Source organism: Pseudomonas sp. o96-267 (assembly GCF_003935465.1).
In the GTDB taxonomy this organism is placed as follows: domain Bacteria; phylum Pseudomonadota; class Gammaproteobacteria; order Pseudomonadales; family Pseudomonadaceae; genus Aquipseudomonas; species Aquipseudomonas sediminis.
Genome location: NZ_RHQP01000002.1, coordinates 132,542 through 149,256, shown reverse-complemented (window position 1 = coordinate 149,256; position 16,715 = coordinate 132,542). Strand labels below are relative to the sequence as shown.

General features: G+C 62.9%; 14 protein-coding genes. 11 read left to right on the top strand and 3 right to left on the bottom strand.

The window, feature by feature from the left end:
- Window positions 1-70: 70 nt before the first annotated feature.
- The 9 genes from EGJ86_RS02125 (at window position 71) to EGJ86_RS02085 (ending at window position 11,290) form a co-directional block, all read left to right on the top strand.
- Entirely contained in the window at window positions 71-2,026 is a 1,956-nt protein-coding gene (locus EGJ86_RS02125; protein WP_125833788.1) for a TonB-dependent receptor domain-containing protein, read from the top strand.
- Window positions 2,026-3,129, top strand: a complete 1,104-nt coding sequence (locus tag EGJ86_RS02120; RefSeq protein ID WP_125833787.1) for an ABC transporter substrate-binding protein — start codon at window positions 2,026-2,028, stop codon at window positions 3,127-3,129. The genes EGJ86_RS02125 and EGJ86_RS02120 overlap by 1 nt, the downstream gene beginning before the upstream one ends.
- An 11-nt stretch (window positions 3,130-3,140) precedes the next feature.
- Window positions 3,141-4,172 (top strand): iron ABC transporter permease, encoded by a 1,032-nt coding sequence (locus EGJ86_RS02115; RefSeq protein WP_125833881.1) that lies wholly within the window; start codon window positions 3,141-3,143, stop codon window positions 4,170-4,172.
- Window positions 4,169-4,972, top strand: a complete 804-nt coding sequence (locus EGJ86_RS02110; protein WP_125833786.1) for an ABC transporter ATP-binding protein — start codon at window positions 4,169-4,171, stop codon at window positions 4,970-4,972. The genes EGJ86_RS02115 and EGJ86_RS02110 overlap by 4 nt, the downstream gene beginning before the upstream one ends.
- The gene (locus EGJ86_RS02105; protein WP_125833785.1) at window positions 4,956-5,234 is read left to right on the top strand and encodes a DUF2218 domain-containing protein; all 279 of its coding nucleotides are present in this window, start codon (window positions 4,956-4,958) and stop codon (window positions 5,232-5,234) included. Before EGJ86_RS02110 ends, EGJ86_RS02105 begins: the two co-directional genes overlap by 17 nt.
- Before the next feature lie 381 nt (window positions 5,235-5,615).
- Window positions 5,616-6,779, top strand: coding sequence for a type III PLP-dependent enzyme (locus EGJ86_RS02100; RefSeq protein ID WP_024306929.1), 1,164 nt, complete (start codon window positions 5,616-5,618; stop codon window positions 6,777-6,779).
- A 233-nt stretch (window positions 6,780-7,012) separates the two neighbouring features.
- Entirely contained in the window at window positions 7,013-9,316 is a 2,304-nt protein-coding gene (locus EGJ86_RS02095; protein WP_125833784.1) for a TonB-dependent siderophore receptor, read from the top strand.
- Between the two features lie 142 nt (window positions 9,317-9,458).
- Window positions 9,459-10,127 carry a Fe2+-dependent dioxygenase gene (locus EGJ86_RS02090; RefSeq protein ID WP_125833783.1) on the top strand — a complete coding sequence of 223 codons (669 nt, stop codon included), beginning with the start codon at window positions 9,459-9,461 and terminating at the stop codon, window positions 10,125-10,127.
- 50 nt (window positions 10,128-10,177) lie between these two features.
- A complete protein-coding gene (locus EGJ86_RS02085; protein ID WP_125833880.1) occupies window positions 10,178-11,290 on the top strand; it encodes an alpha-hydroxy acid oxidase in 1,113 nt (370 codons plus the stop codon).
- A 164-nt stretch (window positions 11,291-11,454) separates the two neighbouring features.
- On the opposite strand, the gene EGJ86_RS02080 is transcribed toward EGJ86_RS02085, so the two are convergent.
- Window positions 11,455-13,686, bottom strand: a complete 2,232-nt coding sequence (locus EGJ86_RS02080; protein ID WP_125833782.1) for a TonB-dependent receptor domain-containing protein — start codon at window positions 13,684-13,686, stop codon at window positions 11,455-11,457.
- A 228-nt stretch (window positions 13,687-13,914) separates the two neighbouring features.
- Between EGJ86_RS02080 and EGJ86_RS02075 the strand changes: the two genes are divergently transcribed.
- Window positions 13,915-14,658, top strand: coding sequence for a 5-oxoprolinase subunit PxpA (locus tag EGJ86_RS02075; protein ID WP_125833781.1), 744 nt, complete (start codon window positions 13,915-13,917; stop codon window positions 14,656-14,658).
- Between the two features lie 4 nt (window positions 14,659-14,662).
- On the opposite strand, the gene EGJ86_RS02070 is transcribed toward EGJ86_RS02075, so the two are convergent.
- Window positions 14,663-14,953 (bottom strand): DUF2218 domain-containing protein, encoded by a 291-nt coding sequence (locus EGJ86_RS02070; RefSeq protein ID WP_125833780.1) that lies wholly within the window; start codon window positions 14,951-14,953, stop codon window positions 14,663-14,665.
- A 55-nt stretch (window positions 14,954-15,008) separates the two neighbouring features.
- Window positions 15,009-15,650 (bottom strand): NAD(P)-dependent oxidoreductase, encoded by a 642-nt coding sequence (locus EGJ86_RS02065; RefSeq protein WP_125833779.1) that lies wholly within the window; start codon window positions 15,648-15,650, stop codon window positions 15,009-15,011.
- Window positions 15,651-15,750: 100 nt separating this feature from the next.
- On the opposite strand from EGJ86_RS02065, the gene EGJ86_RS02060 reads away from it, so the two are divergent.
- Window positions 15,751-16,638, top strand: coding sequence for a LysR family transcriptional regulator (locus EGJ86_RS02060; protein ID WP_125833778.1), 888 nt, complete (start codon window positions 15,751-15,753; stop codon window positions 16,636-16,638).
- Window positions 16,639-16,715 lie beyond the last annotated feature (77 nt).

Here is a 16,715-nt window from a genome sequence, read left to right as displayed (position 1 = left end):
CCTGCTCAGGTGCTTGTGATGAGAATTCGCAAATGCGAAATATTCACATCTTTCCTGGGGAGGATCGATCATGCCGCACTGCCCTTATCGCCTGAGCCTGCTTGGCGCCATTACCTTCGGCGGCCTGCTGGCCGCCACGCAGGCGCATAGCGCCCAGGACTTGCTGGAGTTGGCCGCACAGGAAATCACTGCCGCCGCGCTGGATCGCAGCGAGAGCGTCGAGGCCGAGCAACTGCAGCGCTACCAGGCCAGCGACTTGCAGGAAGTGTTCGAGTCCAATCCCGAGGTGTCGGTGGCTGGCGGTTCCAGTGCCGCACAAAAGCTCTACCTGCGCGGCCTGGAAGACACCCTGCTGAACATCAGCATCGATGGTGCTAGCCAGCCGGGGCAGACCTTTCACCACACCGGCCGCATCAGCATCGAGCCAGAGTTGCTCAAGCGTGCGGAAGTCCAGGCCGGCACTGGTGACGCGACCGCCGGGCCAGGTGCGCTGGGCGGCGCGATCCGCTTCGTCACCAAGGACCCGGACGACTTGCTGCGCGAAGGCGAGCAACTCGGCGCGCTGCTCAAGACCGGTTACTTCAGCAATGGCGAGGGCTACAAGACCAGCGCCAGCGTGTTCGGGCGCTTCAATGAAAACTGGTCGGCGCTGGCCATGACCACCTACCAGGATCAGAACGACTACGAGGACGGCAACAACGACGACGTGCTCGGCACGGCCGCGCGGCAGAAGCTCGGCTTCGCCAAGCTGATGGGCAAGCTGACGGATGAGCAGACCCTGCGCCTGAGCTACGAGCGCCGTCTCGATGAAGGCGAACGCCCGCAGCGTCCACAGTGGGTTGTCTCGGCGCCGCGTAATGCTGCGTATCCATTGCAGACCGAGCGGGAAACCTGGACGCTCAATTACGCCCTGCAACCGCAGAACAACGACCTGCTCGACCTCGAACTGACCACTTACCACACCACCAACGAGCTGCAGCAGGATGGTCGTTTCGGTCTGTATTTCGGTGAAACCCGCAGCAGCGGCTTCGACCTGCGCAATACCAGCCGCTTCGCCTCGCACAAGCTGACCTACGGCGTGGACTACCGCGACGATCGCACCACCCTGGGCCCGGAAGGCGACCGTGAGGCGGACAGTGAGAACGGTGAGGTGCTGGGCTTCTATGTGCAGGATGCCTACCAGATTACGTCGCGCCTGCTGCTCAACGCAGGGCTGCGCTATGACCGCTACGAGCTGGACGACCGCGACAAGCAGACGTTCAAGGAAGAGGGTTTCAGCCCCAACCTGAGCCTGCGCTATCAGCTCACCCCCGAGCTGGCGGTGTTCGCCGGGCATTCCCAGGCGCTGCGCGGCCCGCAGGTTCGCGATGCGTTCAAACTCGACGTGGCCGGCAACGACCCCAGCCTGAAAGCGGAGAAGGCGCGTACCGAAGAGGTCGGTTTCGACTATCGCCTGGGCGGCCTGGAGTTCATGGGCAAGGCCTACGTCACCCACATCCGCGATGCCATTTCCTATACCCCGGACCGGGCCAACCTGTACCGCAACCTCGGCGACCTGGAAACCAAGGGTGTGCTGCTGCAAGGCGCCTATCACTGGCAACAGGTCAGCCTGGGGCTGAGCTTCCATCGCAACATCGCTCGCCTGGATGATCGCCGTCTCAACGCATACGAGCACAACGGCCTGGGCACCAGCCTGGGCAATACCTGGACGACCTTCGCCGATTATCGTGCCAGCGATAGCCTGACCGTCGGCTGGCAGGGCCGCTTCGTGCGCGGTATCGACACGCTGCATACGATCGATGGCGATGTCTCCAAGCCGGGCTACGGTGTGCATGACCTGTATGCCGAATGGCAGGCCGTGCCGGAAAGCCTGACGGTGACCCTGACGCTGAAGAACCTGCTGGACAAGCAATACCTGGATCACGCCAGCAACGAGGACTTCACCCATATTCCCGGCTACGGCATCGTGCGCGGCTCCTACGAGCCGGGACGTGAACTGCGTCTGGGCCTGGCATGGCGAATCTGATGGGGCGAGCAATCGTAGCTGTATTGCTGGGGCTGGCGCTGCTGGCCCCGGTGCAGGCGCAGGTGCTGACCGATCTGGCCGGGCGTGAGGTGCGGGTGCCCGAGCGTGTCGAGCGCATCGTGCTGGGCGAAGGCCGTCTGCTGCCGGTGCTGGCCATTCTCGAAGGCGAGCAGTTGCTGCAGCGCCTGGTGGGCATGCCGGCCGACCTGGCGCTGGTCGATCCCGGCAGCGCGCGGCAATACCAGCAGGCCTTTGCCGAACTGGCCAAGGTGCCACGTATCGGCCAGGGTGCGGCCGATAGCTTCAGCCTGGAGCAAGTGCTGACGTTGCGCCCGGATCTGGCCATCTTCAGCCTGTCCGGGCATGGCCCGGACAGTACCCAGGGGCGGCTGATCGAGCAGTTGCAGCGCGCCGGAGTGGCAGTGCTGTTCGTCGATTTCCGCGAGCAGCCATTGGTCAACACGCCGCGCAGCATGACCCTGCTTGGCCAGGCCCTGGGCCGCGAGGCGCGTGCCGAAGCCTTTAACGCAGCGCACGCCGAGGCACTGGCCGCGGTGCGTGAGCGCTTGCCGCAAGGAACAGCGCCCAAGGTGTTTTTGCACAGCCGCGCCGGCCTCGGTGAGGGTTGCTGCGAGAGCATGGCGCGCGGCATGTTCGCCGATCTGCTGGCCGAGGCCGGTGGCGACAATATCGCCCGCGAGCGTCTGCCCGGTCATGCCGGCGCCCTCAGCCTGGAGCTGCTGCTCAGCCAGCCGCCCGAACTGTATATCGCCAGCGCTGTGGGATCGGCCGACAGCCTGGCCGAAGGCGCCTCCTATATTGCCCTGGGGCCAGGCGTGGCGGCGGATGCAGCGCTGGCCTCGCTCAGGCGCCTGCTTGGGCGTGGCGGTCTGCAGCATCTGAGCGCCGTGCGCGAGGGCAGGGCGCATGCCATCTGGCACGGCTTCTACAACAGCCCGTTCAACGTGGTGGCGGTGCAGGTATTCGCCAAGTGGTTGCACCCCGAAGCCTTTGCCGATCTCGATCCGCAGCGCACGCTGCAGCGTTTCTACCGTGAGTTCCAGCCGGTGGCGCTGGACGGCCAGTACTGGATCAGCCTGTGAGTGCGCAGCAGATGTTACGCCTCGGTTATCGACGTACCTTGCTGCGACGCTGGGCCTGCCTGGGCGCTTTGACGGCGTTGCTGCTGGCCAGTTTCATCGCCGATCTGGCTACCGGCCCGGCTGGCCTGAGCTGGTGGGACGTGGCGCGCGGCCTGTTGCAGCCGCAGCATCTGGACGCCGCGCAGGCGGTCATCATCCTGGAAATCCGCGTGCCCTACGCGTTGATGGCATTGGTGGTGGGCGCCAGCCTGGGCCTGGCCGGCGCGGAGATGCAAACGGCGCTGAACAACCCCCTGGCCAGCCCCTTCACTCTGGGCGTCGGTGCGGCGGCGACTCTTGGCGCGGCGCTGGTGATCCTGCTGCGGCCCAACCTGGCCGGGCTCGGCGCCGACTTGCTGCTGCCGCTGGCGGCCTTCGTCTGCGCCTTCATCTCCTGCCTGCTGCTGCTTCTGGTGGCGCGGGTGCTGGGGGAGGCGCTGCATACCCTGGTGCTGTTCGGTATCGCCCTGTTGTTCGGGCTCAATGCGCTGGTCGGGCTGCTGCAGTTTCTCGCCGATGCCGATGCGCTGCAGCAGATCGTGTTCTGGACCATGGGCAGCCTGGCGCGTGCCGATCTGCAGCGGGTGGCGCTGGTGACTATCGTGCTTGCCCTGTGCCTGACCCTGGCGCTGCGCCAGGCCTGGGCTATGACCAGCCTGCGCGGCGGCGAGGAGCAGGCGCGCAGCCTGGGCATTCGCGTTGGCCGTCTGCGCACCTTCGTGCTGCTGCGGGTCAGCCTGCTTACCGGGGTGGCCACGGCCTTCGTCGGCGAGGTCGGCTTTATCGGCTTGGTCGGCCCGCACGTGGCGCGTCTGCTGCTGGGCGAGGATCACCGCTTCTATTTGCCCGGCAGTGCGCTGGCTGGCGCCTTGCTGTTGTCGCTGGCGTCCCTGGCCAGCCGTGCGCTGCTGCCCGGGGTGATCCTGCCGGTGGGGCTGGTCACTGCCGTAGTCGGGGTGCCGCTGTTTATCGGTCTGATCCTGGCGAGGGGGCGTAGCCTATGAGCCTGCTGATCGAGGGGCTGGGGCTGAGCTATGGCGCGCGCAGCATCGTGCAGGATCTGACCCTGCCGGCCGTGGAGGCTGGCAGCCTGGTTGGCGTGCTTGGGCCGAACGGCGTCGGAAAATCCTCGCTGCTGCGCGCCATCGCCGGTTTGCAGGTGTGTCAGGGCATGGCGCGGTTGGGTGATGCGACGCTGAGCGGCGTGCCGCCCTGGCGCCAGAGGGCGCAGGTGGCCTATCTGCCACAGCAGCTGCCGCAGGCGGTGTCGTTGCTGGCTTATGAGAGTTTGCTGGCGGCGGCGCGGGCGCGTTGTCCACAACTTGCTTCGTACGACCTGACGGCGCGGGTCGAAGCCATCCTGCAGCGCCTGGGCATCGAGCATCTGGCCTTGCAGCGCATGGATCGCCTCTCCGGCGGGCAGCGGCAACTGCTCGGCCTGGCGCAGGCGCTGGTGGGCGAGCCGCAACTGTTGCTGCTCGACGAGCCCACCAGTGCGCTCGACCTGCACTGGCAACTGCGCGTGCTCGATTGCGTTGCCGAGCGTTGCCGCACGCAGCGCGCCATCGCCCTGGTGGCCTGTCATGACCTCAACCTGGCGCTGCGTTTCTGCACTCACCTGCTGTTGCTGGCGCCTGGTGGCGCTTACCGTTTTGGCGTACCCGCCGAGGTGCTGGACGCCGAATGGCTGCGCCGCGCCTACGCCATCGAGGCACGTATCGAACATTGTTCCCTCGGCCAGCCGCTGGTGCTGGCCGATAGTCCTCTGCTCAAGGAAGCCTCAAACCATGCCGAACAGCCATAGCCGTTTTCCCAGCAGCCAGGCGCCACGCCTGCTTGGGCGCCTGTGCAAGCACTTCTCGCACAAAATCGAGGCGCGCTGGAGCGAGCACGAAGGACTGCTGCGTTTCTCCATCGGCGAGTGCGTGCTGCAGGCCGATGACCAGGCGTTGCACCTGGTCTGCACGGCGCCGAGCGCAGCCGAGCTGGACGAGTTGCAGGAGGTGATCAGGCGCCATCTGCAGGGCTTCGCCCAGGTGGACGAACTGGTGCTGCAATGGCACTGAAACACGGCTGCGGCAAACTGGCTGAAAGCCCCGCCTGTTCAGCATTTCAGGACGTTTTGTGTGATATCCGGAACGAGATGAAATTAGACAGAATTTCCGGTTGATCTGCGTGGCGCATGGTCTTAAAGTCCGCGCCCGAACGTCCATGCTGGAAACGATCCATCCGGCTCAAGTACTGACGACGAGAGGTTGCCGGCCGGCGAATGGTCGGTACCGGTGATGCTCGGCGACATGCCTTGGGAAGTAGGCGAACCAAAGTGGGGAAACTGTCAGACGTTCAGGCTCGCGCATGGCGCGGCCAGCCCCGACACGTAGCGGAACCTGCAAGCGGTTCTGCTGCCCGAATCAATGTGTTCCCGGTTTTGCCATTGGAGTCCCAGCATGTCGATCAAGGTCGAAGACTACTACGCACCCGCCACTTTCCAGCGCATGAAGGCATTCGCTGATCAGCACGAAACCCCGTTCGTGGTGATCGACCGGCAGATCATTGCCGATGCTTACGACCAGCTGGGCAACTGCTTCCCGTTCGCCAAGGTCTATTACGCGGTCAAGGCCAACCCGGCCATCGAGATCATCGAGTTGCTGCGTGACAAGGGCTCGAGCTTCGACATCGCCTCGATCTACGAGCTGGACAAGGTGATGAGCGCTGGCGTGGGCCCCGAGCGCATCAGCTACGGCAATACCATCAAGAAGGCGCGCGATATTCGCTACTTCTTCGACAAGGGGGTGCGCCTGTTCGCCACCGACTCCGAAGCCGACCTGCGCAATATCGCCAAGGCCGCACCGGGCGCCAAGATCTATGTACGCATCCTCACCGAGGGCTCGACCAGCGCCGACTGGCCGCTGTCGCGCAAGTTCGGCTGCAACCCGGACATGGCCCTGGATCTGCTGATCCTGGCCAAGCAACTGGGTCTGGTGCCCTACGGCATTTCCTTCCACGTCGGCAGCCAGCAGCGCGATATCGACGTGTGGGACGCCGCCATCGCCAAGGTCAAGGTGATCTTCGAGCGCCTGCGCGAGGAAGACGGCATCACCCTGCAGATGATCAACATGGGTGGCGGCTTCCCGGCCAACTACATCCAGCGCACCAACGACCTGGAAACCTATGCCGAGGAAATCACCCGCTTCCTCAAGGAAGACTTCGGTGACGATCTGCCGGAGATCATCCTCGAGCCGGGCCGCTCGCTGATCGCCAACGCCGGCGTGCTGGTCTCGGAAGTGGTGCTGGTGGCGCGCAAGTCGCGCACCGCGGTGGAGCGCTGGGTGTATGCCGACGTCGGCAAGTTCAGCGGCCTGATCGAAACCATGGACGAGTCGATCAAATTCCCCATCTGGACCGAGAAAAAGGGCGAGATGGAAGAAGTGGTGATCGCCGGTCCGACCTGCGACAGCGCCGACATCATGTACGAGCACTACAAGTACGGCCTGCCGCTCAACCTGGCCAGCGGTGACCGCCTGTACTGGCTGTCCACCGGTGCCTACACCACCAGCTACAGCGCGGTGGAATTCAACGGCTTCCCGCCGCTGAAGTCTTACTACCTGTAAGCGCCACTGCAGGTCATGAACGCCCACCTTGTGTGGGCGTTTGCATTTCTGGCGTCATATTTTCGCAAGTTCCCATATTTAAACGGGAAATGCCGGGTTAGAGCGCTTCGCTGGTTACCTGCAGATCGGCTGACATTTTTGTTACAAAGAAGTTCATGTAAATCATTCGTAAAGATTGATTAAGATTGAATCTCAAATACTATCGCGCGCAGTTTTCATCTGGAGTGACTCTCGTGAGCGATAAACACAACAAGCGTGCACCTTTCCCCCAGCGTCGTCTGCTGGCCTCGGCCGTCAGCCTGGCCCTGCTATCGGGTTTCGCCGTAGCCCAGGAGTCGGCAGTCGAACTGGACGACGTAACCGTTCAGGGGCAGCAGGACAAGGGCTTCAAGGTCGACAAGGCATCTTCGCCGAAACAGACCGCTGCACTGCTCGATACACCGCAGACGGTCAACGTCATTCCGGAAACCCTGTTCCGTCAGCAGAACGCCCGCACTCTGACCGATGTGCTGCGCAATACTCCCGGGATCAGCTTCGAGGCTGGCGAAAACGGTTTCGCCACCGGTACCAACAACTTCAGCCTGCGTGGTTTCAACACCAGCGGCAGCCTGTTCATCGACGGTGCGCGTGACAACGGCAGCTACACCCGCGACGTGTTCAACGTCGAGCAGGTCGAAGTGTTCAAGGGGCCGGCAGCCGACAATGGCCGCGGTGGCGCCGGTGGTTACGTCAATCAGGTGACCAAGACGCCTACCCTGGACAGCTTCATCGCCGGCGGTGCCAGCTTTGGTTTCGACCAGTACGACTCCGAGCCGCGCCGCCGTGCCACGCTCGACACCAACCAGATCATCAACGACAGCAGTGCTTTCCGTCTCAACCTGCTGGTCGAGGACAGCGGCGTCGCAGGCCGTGAGCACGCCGAGAAGAACAGCTGGGGTATCGCTCCGTCTGTGGCCTTCGGTCTGGGCACCGACACTCGCGCCATCGTCGCTTACGAGCACGTCGAGATGAACGACCGCCCGGATCTGGGGGGGGCCGGCGTGACCCTGCGTGACAAGCTCAAAGGAGCCAACACTCCGCTCGACTCCTCGGTTTGGTCGGCTGATCGTGACAAGTACTTCGGCCTCAAGTCCGACTTCGACGACACCACCAGCGATGCGCTGATGTTTCGCCTCGAACATGATCTGTCCGCTGGCGTCACCATCAGCAATCAGACGCGTCTGGCTCGTGTTGACCGCCAGGCGCGTTACACCCACGTGCTGGACGACGACAACAACGCCAATGCCGCACTGGTCAACGTACAGCGCCAGCAGTATGACCGCGTCAACACCTCGCTGAGCAACCTCACCAACCTGTCCACACAGTTCTATACCGCTGGTTTGCATCACAACCTGTCGGCGGGGCTCGAACTGAGCCGCGAGAAGTCCGAATCATTGGGCTTCGCGTCGCAGACGCTGCCGGATCTGGTCAGCGTCTTCGACCCGGACTGGGAACGCAGCGTACCGGCTGCTCTGGCCCCGCGTGATCGCACCAAGGTCGACGTCGATACCGCCGCGCTCTATGTCTACGACACTATCGAGATCAACCCACAATGGCAGGTGACCGGTGGTCTGCGCCTGGAGCAGTACGAGGCGAGCATCAGCAACAAGCGCCTGGATGGTAGTGCCGCACCGGGTGATGACTTCGACGATACCGAGCTGAGCCTGGGCGGCAAGCTGGGCGTGGTGTACAAGCCGCTGCCCAACGGCAGCGTCTACGCGGCCTACGGTGTATCCACCCAACCGCCGGGTTCGTACCTGTCCAACTCGGATATCTCGCGTACCGACCAGGGTCTGCCGGCGCTGATCAAGGGCGCCGATCCGGTGCGTGCGCACAGCTACGAGATTGGCACCAAGTGGGACTTCTTCGACCGCCGTCTGTCGACCACCGCTGCGCTGTTCTATACCGAGAAAAAGAAGGTCGCGATTACCGGTCTTGATGTCGGGCAAACAGGCGCCGCTACGCTCAAGGGCTATGGCGAGCAGGTGGTCAAAGGCCTGGAGCTGGGCGCCAGTGGCAAGATCACCGATAACTGGGATGTCTTCGCTGGCATCGTGTTCATGGACAGCGAGCGCAAGCACAGCGCCTATCTGGATGACGTGCGCCGTCGTGCCAATAGTGGCGACTACGGCAGTGAGCTGCGCACCGATGGTGACGAGCTGGCCTTCACGCCCAAGGTCTCCGGCAACCTGTGGACGACCTACCGCCTGCCTGTTGGCCTGACCCTGGGCCTGGGTGCCCAGCATGTCGGCTCGTCCTATCTGGGGCGTCCGGATGACGTCGAGCGTATTGTCGCCAATGGTCGCTACGGGCGTGTGCCGAGTTACACCACCTTCGCCGCGATGGCCAGCTATGAGGTCAATGCCAATGTGGACGTGCGCCTGAACATCGATAACCTCACCAATGAGGAATACGTCAGCTCGGCCAACTGGCAGGGACGCCGTGCATTGCTGGGTGATCCGCGTACCTTCACTCTGAGCACCAACTTCCACTTCTAAGCTCGCTTGAGTGGTACAACGCCCTGATTGTCACGCAGTCGGGGTGTTTTCATTCTTGTGGTAGCAGCATATCGGGCTTCTTTCCTGGCGCTGCAGCCCTTTAGAATCATTCGCAACGCGATTGGCCTGGAGAACCCCGAACATGATGCTGCGCATTCCCGACGTGCTGAATGCCGAACAGCTGCAGCAATGCCGCACCGCGCTCGCGGGCGGTAGTTGGCAGGATGGCCGGCTGACGGCTGGGCATCAGGCGGTGAACGTCAAGGCCAACCAGCAGCTTGCTCAGGATGATCCGCTGACGCAGCAGCTGGGCGATTTCATCCTGGCCTGCCTGGCCCAGCATCCGCGTTTCATAGCTGCCGCGTTGCCGCTGAAAGTGGTGCCGCCGCGTTTCAATCGTTACGCCGAGGGCGGCACCTACGGTGACCATATCGACAATGCGGTTTTTAGCGTGCCGGGCACGTCGCATCGGATTCGCGCCGACCTGTCGGCGACCCTGTTCTTCAGCGAGCCGGATGAGTACGAAGGCGGTGAGCTGGTAGTGCAGGACCAGCGCATCAAGCTGCCGGCCGGCCATCTGATCCTATACTCCAGCGGCAGCCTGCATCGGGTCGAACCGGTGACCCGCGGTGCGCGTCTGGCCTCGTTCTTCTGGGTGCAGAGCTTGGTGCGCCAGGACGAGCAGCGCAACGTGCTGCTGGAACTCGATGACAGCATCCAGGCGCTGCGCCAGCAGGTGCCAGACAGCCCAGAGCTAGTGCGCTTGACCGGGATTTACCACAACCTGCTGCGGCAATGGACGCAGACCTGAGCGCTCGATCCATCACCCTGATCCCACGCACCGACCCGCCGAGTAACAGCATGCCATTGCCCACGCTGCAGCAGATTCCCCAGACCATCGCCGCTGTCGTCGACTACGAGCCCTACGCCCGCGAACGCATGAGCGAACAGGCTTGGGCCTACCTGGCTGGCGGCGCTGCGGATGAGTTGACCCTGGCGGATAACCGGGCGGCGTTCGAGCGTCTGCGCCTGCGTAGCCGGGTGCTGCAAGACCTTAGCGGCGGCAATACGCGACTGCGCCTGTTCGGCCAGGATTTTGCCCACCCGATATTTCTCGCGCCGGTGGCTTACCAGAAGCTCGCCCATCCCGATGGCGAGTTGGCCAGCGTACTTGCGGCGGCTGCACTTGGCACGGGCATGGTGGTCAGCACTCAGGCCAGTGTCGAGCTGGAAATCATCGCGTCGCAGGCGCAGGCGCCGCTGTGGTTCCAGCTGTATATCCAGCCTGATCGCGAGTTCACTGCGTCCTTGATCCGCCGCGCTGAAAGCGCCGGCTACCAGGCGCTGGTGCTGACGGTGGATGCCCCGGTCAACGGCGTGCGTAATCGCGAGCAGCGCGCCGGCTTCGCTTTGCCGGCGGGTGTCGAAGCGGTCAATTTGCATGGGATGCGTTCCTTGCAGGCGCAAGTCGACTCGCAGAACAGCAGCCTGCTCCTGGGCGGGCCGTTGCTGGCGGCGGCACCGACTTGGGCCGACCTTACCTGGCTGCGTGAGCAAACGCGTTTACCGATTCTGCTCAAGGGCATCATGAGCGGCATCGATGCCGAACAGGCGTTGGCGGCGGGGGTGGATGGGCTGATCGTCTCCAACCATGGCGGGCGTACGCTGGACGGTCTGCCGGCTACCATCGATGTACTGCCCGAAATCGCCGCTGCTGTGCAGGGCAGGGTGCCGCTATTGCTCGACGGAGGCATTCGTCGTGGCAGCGATATCCTCAAGGCGCTAGCCCTTGGCGCGAACGCTGTACTCGTGGGCAGGCCCTACGTCTTTGGCCTGGCCGCGGCCGGTGCGATAGGTGTAGCGCACGTGCTGCAACTGCTGCGCGCTGAGCTGGAGGTGGCCATGGCCCTGACCGGTTGCGCTGATCTGGCCAGCATCGGCCCGGATGTGATCTGGCGCGCTGTGGTTCGCTAGAGGGCCATTATCTCGCACGGCCAATGTCCGCGTTTCCATGGCTGACGATGCGATGATCCGTCGCTTATGCGTGCAGTGATGCAGCGTCCCACCTACAGGCCGACAGTCGCTAAAAAAGCAAAACGCCAGCCCTAGGGCTGGCGTTTTGCTTTACGCGGTTGTGGTCAGAACTCGATGACCGTCGACAACCACAGGCGTCGGCCTTCCTCGAGGGTGCCGCTGGTGGACTGCGCGATCTGCGTATAGTCGGACGCCCAGCCGGTGGTGCCGGTGTTGGTGGTGTAGTAGCTGCCGTTGGTGAAGTCCTTGTCGAACAGGTTGTAGATCGTGGCGCTGAAGGTCACGTTCTCCGATGCCTTGAACGAGCCACCGAGGTGGAAGACTTCATAGGCCTTCAGGTCGCCGGCGGCGTCGTACAGGGCTTTGTTTGCAGCCGTCAGATTTTCGTAGCGGTCGGTAAAGCGAGCACGTTCGCCGCGGTATTCACCCTTGAACCACAGTGTCAGGCGATCATTGGCTGCCCAGCTCAGGCGTGCGTGAGCCATATGGTCCGGTGTATTGGTCAGTGGCGCGCCCTTGTTGATGCCACTCTTCTGCTCGCTGTCGGTGTAGGTGTAGTTGACTGCCAGTGCCCAGGCCGGGGCGAACGCCCATCGACCTGCAACCTCGATACCCTTGGTGACGGCTTCGCCGATGTTCACGCTCTGGGCGAAGTTCTCCTGAGTGAAGCCCGCGCCATAGCTGACGCAGCCTGGCTGGTTCGGATTCGCAGTGTAGAAGCAGTTGGCCAACGGCGTGCCGTCGTCGATCTTGTCCTTGAACTTGTTATGGAACAGGGTGACGTTGGCGTTGAAGTCAGAGAGGTTGTCGTAGTACGCGCCGATCTCGGTGTTGGTGGTGATTTCCGGATCCAGGTCGGGGCTACCAATGGTGATGGTCGAGCCCTGGCCGGTCACGCCATTGATGCCGCTGTGCAGTTGGTTGAGTGTCGGGGTCTTGTAGCCACGGCTTATGCCGCCTTTCAGGGTCCAGGTGTCCGTGGTGTTCCACACCAGATAGGCACGTGGGCTGACATGGCCACCAAAGGCTTCATGATCCTCGTAGCGCGCGCCCAGGGTCAGTGCCAGGTCGTCACGAAGGCGCCACTCATCTTCGGCGAACAGCGCCCAGGACGTCTGCTGGAAGTCCTCATCGGCAATGCCGTCGGTGACCTTGGCGTCCCACCACTGTGCACCAACCGTTGCGATGTGGGATTCGCCCACGGGAGCGACCAACTTGGTATCTACGACCAGATCGGTCGACTTCAGCTTGCGGTCGTCGCCGATGACGATCGAAGGGAAACCTGTGTACGAGTTGCCAATCGGGTTGCCTGGAATAGTACGGCCGAAAGTTTCCGTGGTGTTGTGGTTGATGCTGCTTTCCAGCGTACCGAAGCTCAAACGCCCGGTATGGCTGAGGGCGATCTGATCACGCTCGAAGCGCAGTTCATCCTTGTAGCCATTGGCGCGCAACGGGGCGTTGGTGGTGCAGCCATCGGTGGCGCTGCCGCCATTCTTGCCGTCGAGATTGCCCAGCTGGCAGTCATCATTGTTGTAGACCTGGCGGCCTCGCTCGAAATCGAGGGCGAAGTCGTGGGCATCGTTCGGGGTCAGCGTCAGGCGGGTGCCGAAGGTGGTGTTGCGCCCCTCGACGGGGGAAGCTCCACGCTTGCTGACGGTGCTGTCGTTGTCGAACTGCAGGTCCGATTCGCCGCGGTCATACAGGCTGCCACGTACGGCGAGGCCCAACAGGCCCTCGATCAGTGGGCCGCTGGCGTAGAGGCTGGTATTGCTGGTTTCACCGTAATCGCGGTTTTCCTGGAAGGTATGGTCAAGGCTCAAGCTGGCCCCCCATTCCTTGGCCACCTTGCGGGTGATGATGTTGACTACGCCCCCCATGGCGTCGGAGCCATAGAGCGTGGACATCGGCCCGCGGATTACTTCGATACGCTCGATCGCGGACATCGGCGGCATGAAGCTGGTGGACGTTTCGTTGAAACCGTTGGGAGTGACGTTGCCTGCCGTGTTCTGGCGTCGGCCGTCGATCAGGATCAGGGTGTAGTCGCTGGGCATGCCGCGAATGCTGATATTCAGGCCGCCGGTCTTGCCGGTGCCCTGACGCACATCGATGCCTTCCACGTCTTCCAGTGCCTGGGCCAGGTTGCTGTAGCGTTTCTGCTGCAGTTCTTCGCGGCTGATCACGCTGATGCTGGCGGGGGCTTCGGTGATCTTCTGCTCGAAGCCGGAGGCGCTGACGACCACGTCGCCCAGGGCGATGGGCTCGTTGGCCTGGGCGCCGAAGCTGGCGGCCAAGGCAATGGCGCTGGCCAAGGCGGTAAGGGAATTGAGGGCGGACATCGATCTACTCCTGGCGGTAAGATAGTGCAGTCGTAACGGTTGCAGACGGCCGGGATGATAGTGATTTGCATATAAGGTTCAATTGCAGATGATGTTGGTGTCCATGTCGCCGGGCTGGAGAGGCCGTGGCGACTGGGCTGCAAGCAGATGTAAATTTTGTAAATGCGATTAATTCTCGAGTGTTGAGCGGGCTTTACGCATGCTTTCCGGGCGTTCTAAGCTGCCGCAATGAACCGTATTCTCCTGAACTGCGACATGGGCGAGGGCTTCGGCGCATGGCGTATGGGCGACGATGAACTGGCCATGCCGCTGATCGATCAGGCCAACCTGGCGTGTGGCTTCCATGCAGGCGATCCGCTGATCATGGCGCGTTGCGTCGAGCTGGCCGTGGCGCATGACGTGAGTATTGGTGCGCATCCTTCCTATCCGGACCTGCAAGGCTTTGGTCGGCGTCATCTGCAGTGCTCGCCGGAGGAGGTCCGCGCACTGGTGCTGTATCAGGTCGGGGCGCTGGATGCTTTTTGCCGAGCGCGCGGTTGCCAGCTGGCCTACGTCAAACCGCATGGCGCGCTGTACAACGATCTGGTGCGTGACGATGCGTTGCTGATGGCGGTGCTGGATGCCTGTGCCAGCTACCGCAAGGGCCTGCCGCTGATGGTGTTGGCGCTGGCTGACAATGACCGGGAGCTGCGTCTGGCTGACGAGGCTGATGTGCCGCTGATGTTCGAGGCGTTCGCCGACCGCGCCTACCTGTCAGATGGGCAACTGGCGCCACGCCGGCTCAGCGGCGCGGTGCATCAGGAGCCCGAGCGTATCCTTGGCCAGGCGCTGGCCATTGCCAGCGGCGAGCCGTTTTCCGATATCGATGGCAAGCCGCTGCGGCTGCGGGCCGACAGCCTCTGCGTGCATGGCGACAATCCCGAGTCCCTGGCGGTGCTACGCCGCTTGCGTGCGCGGCTGGATGCGCTCTGAGCAATCAGTCGGGCTGCCAGTCCAGGGTCAATTCTTCCTGCCAGGCAAAGCGCTCGAAGTGACTGCCGACGACGCCTTCCAGGCGATGCAGGTCCTCGCTGTTGGTGCTTTCAACCAGCAGGCGCAGGCCCTGGTTTTCCGCTTTCAGGATCGCCAGGCCAGCGCCGAACTCGATGCGCCCCTGTTGTTCATCGAAGCTGACCGGGATCTTGTGTGCGAAGTGCTTGCACAGCCGGCTGATATAGCGCGCCGGAGTCTCGGTTGCGACGAAGGCACTGCTGCTGAATGGAGTCATGGACATTCCTCTGGTTTATTGGCGTTCGGAGCGGCCGCCCGCGTCAGCGCTCGGTTCAGTACGCCAAGGTAAAACGCTGGCGGATATGCTGCGGTCGCTCGGTTTCATCGATCAGCGCCACGGCCAGGTCGGCAACCGAAATGCTGCCCGGCTCATCGCCATTCATCAGCAGTTCGTCGTGGCCCAGACGAAATTTGCCTGTGCGTGGCCCCGGAACTAGCAGGGCGGCGGGCGAGAGAAAGGTCCACTCCAGCTGAGCCTCCTCGTGCAGCATGTTCAGCGCCTGGCGTGCGCCCTCGGCGCCTTCCTTGTACTCGGCAGGGAAGTCCGGGGTGTCGATCAATTGCACGCCAGGGGCGACATAAAGGCTGCCCGCACCGCCGACAACCAGCAGGCGTTTGATGCCAGCCTGCTTGCTCGCCGCGATGATCGAGCGGCTGCCGGCGATGAACTGTTCACGAATCTCTGCCACGCCCCAGCCCGGGTTGAAGGCGCTGATCACCGCGTCATGTCCACGCAACTGCTCGGCCAGCGCTGTGCTGTCGTGAACGTCCGCCTCAATGGCGTTCAGCTGCGGATGCGCGCTCAGCTTTTGCGGGTGGCGTACTAATGCGGTGACCTGATGGCCGCGGTTCAATGCTTCTTGCAGCAGCGGTGCGCCCACATAACCAGTGGCGCCGATCAGAGAGATCTTCATGAAGTAATCCTTGGTAGGTGATGGTCGATACATGATCACCGCTGGATAAAGTGTGGAAAAAGTGGTCTGATGCACTTGGATAATTAAGCAGGGCTTCATAATGGAGCAGCTCAAACGCATGGCGTTGTTCGCTACCGTGGTGCAGAAGGGCTCGATGGTGGCAACTGCCGAAGCCATGGGCATGACGGCTTCTGCGGTCAGTCAGCAGATGCGCCGACTGGAGGAGGCCACTGGCGTCACGTTGCTGCACCGCACCACACGCAAACTGACCCTGACCGAGGCCGGCGCGCAGTTCTATGAAAGCTGCCGACAGATAGTCGAACTGGCCGAGCGAGCCGAGCAGCGCCTGGCCGAGCAGCGTGATGCGCCGGTGGGCGAGTTGCGTGTCGCCGCCCCGGTCGGGTTTTCCGGACCGTTGCTGAGCGAAGCGCTGGCGCCGTTGCTCGGTGCCCATCCGGGGTTGAGCCTGAGCCTGTTCTTTCACGATGAGCAGATCGACCTGATCGAATCACGTATCGACCTGGCCATCCGTGTCGGCCGCCAGGAGGACTCCAGTCTGGTAGCTCGTTACGTAACCGACTGGCGCATGATCCTGTGCGCAGCTCCAGCCTACCTGGCCCGCGTTGGCTTACCCGTCGAACCGTCGCAGTTGCTCAAGCTCGACTGGATCGGCCTGCATCTGGAGCGTAGCCAGCACCTGACCTTGCATGGCCCTGGTGGAGCACAGCAGCGCCTGCGGCTGGAGACGCGCATCAGCTGCAACAACATCCTGGCCGCGCGCCAGTTCACCCTGTCGGGTATGGGCGTGTCGTTGCAGCCTGAGCCGGAAATCCGTGAACTGCTGGCTCGCGGCGAGCTGTTGTCGCTGCTGCCGGATTGGCAACTGGAACCCATCGGCCTGCATATCGTCACCCCTCTGCGCGACGCTCAGCCGGCCAAAGTGCGCTATGCCATCGAGGCGCTCAGGCGTCATCTGGTCAGTGCCTGAACAGAGGGAGTCGGCATCTGCCCCGCGCTGTGAGAGGATGGCCCCTGAAAGTCCGCCTCTGGCCAAAAAGGACCCGT

What these genes read in the sequence shown, in the direction of transcription:
- EGJ86_RS02125 (WP_125833788.1), top strand. Translation starts at nt 71, where the DNA reads ATGCCGCACTGCCCTTATCGCCTGAGCCTGCTTGGCGCCATTACCTTC.
- EGJ86_RS02120 (WP_125833787.1), top strand. Translation starts at nt 2,026, where the DNA reads ATGGGGCGAGCAATCGTAGCTGTATTGCTGGGGCTGGCGCTGCTGGCC.
- EGJ86_RS02115 (WP_125833881.1), top strand. Translation starts at nt 3,141, where the DNA reads ATGTTACGCCTCGGTTATCGACGTACCTTGCTGCGACGCTGGGCCTGC.
- EGJ86_RS02110 (WP_125833786.1), top strand. Translation starts at nt 4,169, where the DNA reads ATGAGCCTGCTGATCGAGGGGCTGGGGCTGAGCTATGGCGCGCGCAGC.
- EGJ86_RS02105 (WP_125833785.1), top strand. Translation starts at nt 4,956, where the DNA reads ATGCCGAACAGCCATAGCCGTTTTCCCAGCAGCCAGGCGCCACGCCTG.
- EGJ86_RS02100 (WP_024306929.1), top strand. Translation starts at nt 5,616, where the DNA reads ATGTCGATCAAGGTCGAAGACTACTACGCACCCGCCACTTTCCAGCGC.
- EGJ86_RS02090 (WP_125833783.1), top strand. Translation starts at nt 9,459, where the DNA reads ATGATGCTGCGCATTCCCGACGTGCTGAATGCCGAACAGCTGCAGCAA.
- EGJ86_RS02085 (WP_125833880.1), top strand. Translation starts at nt 10,178, where the DNA reads ATGCCATTGCCCACGCTGCAGCAGATTCCCCAGACCATCGCCGCTGTC.
- EGJ86_RS02080 (WP_125833782.1), bottom strand. Translation starts at nt 13,686, where the DNA reads ATGTCCGCCCTCAATTCCCTTACCGCCTTGGCCAGCGCCATTGCCTTG.
- EGJ86_RS02075 (WP_125833781.1), top strand. Translation starts at nt 13,915, where the DNA reads ATGAACCGTATTCTCCTGAACTGCGACATGGGCGAGGGCTTCGGCGCA.
- EGJ86_RS02070 (WP_125833780.1), bottom strand. Translation starts at nt 14,953, where the DNA reads ATGACTCCATTCAGCAGCAGTGCCTTCGTCGCAACCGAGACTCCGGCG.
- EGJ86_RS02065 (WP_125833779.1), bottom strand. Translation starts at nt 15,650, where the DNA reads ATGAAGATCTCTCTGATCGGCGCCACTGGTTATGTGGGCGCACCGCTG.
- EGJ86_RS02060 (WP_125833778.1), top strand. Translation starts at nt 15,751, where the DNA reads ATGGAGCAGCTCAAACGCATGGCGTTGTTCGCTACCGTGGTGCAGAAG.